Source organism: Hymenobacter lucidus, from assembly GCF_020447265.1.
Classification (GTDB): domain Bacteria; phylum Bacteroidota; class Bacteroidia; order Cytophagales; family Hymenobacteraceae; genus Hymenobacter; species Hymenobacter lucidus.
The window spans coordinates 1-3,030 of record NZ_JAJADR010000020.1 but is presented as its reverse complement, the minus strand read 5'-3'; the positions used below and the strand labels follow the sequence as shown (position 1 = coordinate 3,030).

Below are 3,030 nucleotides of genomic sequence, written 5' to 3'. Positions count from 1 at the left end.
AACCCGGTGCCGGTGAATCAGGCCACGGACTTGGCCTATGTCATCTACACCTCCGGCTCCACTGGAAACCCCAAGGGCTGTATGCTGCAGCACCAGGGCGTCGTCAACCGGATTGACTGGATGTGGCACCACTACGGGTTCAGCTCCCAGGATGTAATTCTGCAGAAAACCACGTACTCCTTCGACGTATCGGTGTGGGAGTTGTTTTTGCCGCTGTGCTGGGGGGCGCCCATGGTACTTTGCCAGAAAGAGGATGTCGCCTCACCCGAGCGGATTGCGGCCCTTATCGAGCGTCACGGCGTCACCTGCTTGCACTTCGTGCCCAGCTTGCTGTCGATTTTCATGGCCGAGCTATTCGACGACAGCCGCGTAGCCACCCGGCTGGCCAGTCTGCAGAAGGTGTTTACCAGCGGGGAGGCTTTGCCCCTGAAAACTGTCCGGAAATGGTACGACGTGCTCGATACACCCCTCCACAACCTCTACGGCCCCACCGAAGCCTCCGTGGACGTGACGTACTATACCACTTCCCGGTACGACAGCCTTATTCCCATCGGGCGGCCCATCTGGAACACGCAGATGTATATCGTCGGCCCGAAAAATGAGCTGCTGCCCTTGGGCGTGGCCGGGGAAATCTGCATCGGGGGCGACGGACTCGCCCGGGGCTACCTCAACCGCCCGGAGCTGACGGCCGAAAAGTTCGTGGCCAACCCGTTCCGGGCCGGGGAGCGGATGTACCGCACCGGCGACCTGGGCCGCTGGCTGCCCGATGGTAACATCGAGTATCTGGGCCGCAACGATACCCAGGTGAAAGTCCGCGGCCTGCGCATCGAATTGGGCGAAATCGAAACGGCCTTGCAGCAACTGGATACTATCGACGCGGCCGTGGTACTGGCCAAGGCCAATAAAGCGGGCGAAAAGGAACTGGTGGCCTACCTGTTGTCAGCCACCGAACTGGTCGTAGCCGATATCCGGGCGGGGTTGAGCAAAAGCCTGCCGGCCTACATGTTGCCCAACCATTTTGTGCGGGTAGCCCAGTGGCCCCTCACGCCCAGCGGCAAAATAGACCGGAAGCTGCTGCCCGCGCCCGAAAGCAGCAGTCTGGCCGGCGGCGCCGAATACATGGCGCCCCGCACCGAGCTAGAAACCAAGCTGGTGCTCATCTGGGAAGAGCTACTCGGTAAGGAAAAAATCGGAGTGCGCGACGACTTCTTCGAGCTGGGCGGGCACAGCCTGAAAATCATGCAGCTGCTTTCCCGCATCAACACCGCGTTTCAGGTGCGCATCAGCATTCAGGATGTATTTACCGAGCCTACTATCGAAAACCTGGCCAGCCATATCGATTTCATTCTCAGCCAGAATACCCACAAGCAGAATAAAGAAGCCCTAATTGAGATAGAACTATGAAACAATTATTGAGCAGGATAAAAGACAACGATATTTTATTGGAGGTAGTAGACGGCAAGCTTAAAATATTTGCCAAGAATGCTACCCCAAACCCTGAATTAATCAGTGAAATACGGGCCCGCAAAGAAGAGCTGCTGCACTTCCTGTCGGGGCGCGACCAAGCTGCTTTTACCGAGTCGTTTCAGGCCACAATTCCGGTCATTCCCGTGGCCGAAGACTACGCCTTGTCGTCGTCGCAGAAAATGCTCTGGATTGTCAGTCAGTTCGAGCAGGCCAATATCGGCTACAACATTCCCGGCGTGCACGTATTCGAGGGCAACCTCGACTACGAGGCCTTCTCCGCCGCCCTGCAGGCCATTGTGGACCGCCACGAAAACCTGCGGACCGTTTTTCGGGAAAATGCCGAAGGCGAGGTGCGCCAGGTAGTTCTGCCCAGCGCCAGCCTGCCGGTAGCAGTGCCCTGCAACGACCTGCGCAACGCCGCCGACCAAGAGCAGCAGGTAAAAGCTCTGGTTAGCCAGCACGCCCTAACGCCTTTTGACCTCGTTAATGGCCCCTTGCTGCACGCCCGCCTGATTCAGATTGAGGATCATAAATGGGTGTTCAGCTACGTGCTACACCACATCATTAGTGATGGGTGGTCGATGGACATCCTGATGAAGGAGCTGCTGCTCTTTTACAATGCTTACACCACGGGCCAAACCCCGCCCGTGGCCCCGTTGCGCATTCAATACAAAGATTACACGGCCTGGCAGCAGCAACAGCTGCAGGGCGAGTCGTTGCAGGCCCACAAAGACTACTGGCTAAAGCAGTTCGAGGGCGAATTGCCCATTCTGGCGCTGCCTTCCGATAAGCCCCGGCCGGCGGTGAAAACCTACAGCGGCGCCGACATCAGCGGGCGGCTTGGTGCGGGCATTACCAAAGATCTGAAGGCGCTTTGCCAGCAGCAGGGCGCTACCTTATTTATGGGGTTGATGGCCGCCGTCAATGCGCTGCTCTACCGCTACACCGGCCAGAATGATATCGTTATTGGCAGTCCCATTGCCGGCCGGGCTCACGCTGATCTGGAAGACCAGATTGGGTTTTACGTCAATACCCTGGCCTTTCGCAGCCGCTTCAAGGGCGAAGACAGCTTCGTAGCCTTGCTCGACCACGTAAAGCAGGTAACGCTGGGCGCTTATGAGCACCAGATTTATCCTTTTGGCGAGCTGGTAGAAGCCCTGCAGTTACAGCGCGACATGAGCCGCAACCCGCTCTTCGACGTGCAGGTAACGCTGGGCCATAGTCAGGGCCAAGGAACCGGAGCCGCCACTCAGCTCGGCGACCTGAAAGTAAGTACCTACGCCGATGACCAGCTGCAAACTAGCCGTTTCGATATTGTATTCAATTTCGCGGAGCAGGGTGACGAATTGCTGACGGGCATTCTCTACAACCCTGATGTGTACGGACCGGAAACCATCCTCCGCTTGGGCCAGCACTTGGAGCAGCTGCTGACGGCCATCGTCGCCGACCCGCAACTGCCGATCGGTGCGGTAGAGTACCTGAGTGCGGAGGAGCGGGAGGAGTTGCTGGTGGGCTTCCAGGGCGAAGCCCTGCCCGGGGGGGATGCTATGGCGGCCGGGGCCG

At 58.3% G+C, this 3,030-nt stretch carries 2 protein-coding genes; both read left to right on the top strand.

The features are described from left to right. Positions 1-1,404 (top strand): amino acid adenylation domain-containing protein (locus LGH74_RS24750; RefSeq protein ID WP_226180876.1); only part of this gene is annotated, 1,404 nt, incomplete at its 5' end. Next, positions 1,401-3,030: condensation domain-containing protein (locus LGH74_RS24745; protein ID WP_226180874.1), on the top strand; the 1,630-nt coding region annotated here is incomplete at its 3' end. The genes LGH74_RS24750 and LGH74_RS24745, both read left to right, overlap by 4 nt.